The sequence below is a fragment of the Arhodomonas sp. KWT genome (assembly GCF_010993615.1).
In genome coordinates this window covers 1-760 of sequence record NZ_WNXE01000811.1, presented here as the reverse complement: position 1 = coordinate 760, position 760 = coordinate 1, and the positions used below count along the sequence as shown (strand labels likewise).

Annotated in this window: 2 protein-coding genes; both read right to left on the bottom strand. The window is 73.7% G+C overall.

The genetic code is table 11. The features are described from left to right. Positions 1-242 (bottom strand): hypothetical protein (locus tag G7A99_RS22595; RefSeq protein ID WP_163144264.1); only part of this gene is annotated, 242 nt, incomplete at its 3' end. Then, a partial coding sequence (locus G7A99_RS22590; RefSeq protein WP_163144263.1) for a hypothetical protein occupies positions 239-760 on the bottom strand: 522 nt, incomplete at its 5' end. The genes G7A99_RS22595 and G7A99_RS22590, both read right to left, overlap by 4 nt.

Below are 760 nucleotides of genomic sequence, written 5' to 3'. Positions count from 1 at the left end.
AGCCGGAAGCGCCGGCCGTCCTCGGGCAGCTTCTGGTCCTCCGGCGCGCCGCCGCGCAGGGCGGGCACCTCGGTGCGCCCCGCGCGCTCGCGCTGCGCCGAGTCGCGCTCCTGCTCCGCCTGGCGCTGGCGCTCCAGCGACGGATCGTAGACCGAGGGCGGCGGCGCGGTGCCGGCGCGTGCCACGCCGGCGAGGACGGCGGCGGCGAGCAGCGCCGTCAGGGCTCCGGCACTCCACCTCATAGCGTGCGCTCGTCACCATCGCGCCCCTGCCCCCCGCCACCGGCGGGACGACCCTGGAGATTGACCGGCGGCACGAATCCCGCGCCCTGCGCCGCCGCACCGCCGGCGAACTCCGGCAGTGCCGGCAACGGCACGGCGACCCGCGTCGGTCCGGCCGCTGCCCCCGCCGTCACCTCCGTCTCGTGAAGCTGGCGCTCGACGTGCCGCTCCGCGGACGTGCCCGTGTAGTCCACGTTGCCCTCCTCCTCGTGATCCTCGTAGTAGTTGGGGACGACGACCCTGTAGCCGGGCCGGCTGTGCACCACGTATGCGTCAGTACGTGTCTGCCGCCCCGTCTGTGTGAGCCAGAACGCACGGTCCAGCTCGCGGAGCTGGACGTCGGCGCCGGCATAGGTCGCGTCGAGATTGTTGACGACGATGGCCGCCTCCCCGGTGGTGGCGCGCAGGACGTCCACGTAGGCGGCGTCCTCGAGCATGAGGTCGGTGCCGGTCATGGTGAGCGTGGTGTCATTGCTGTG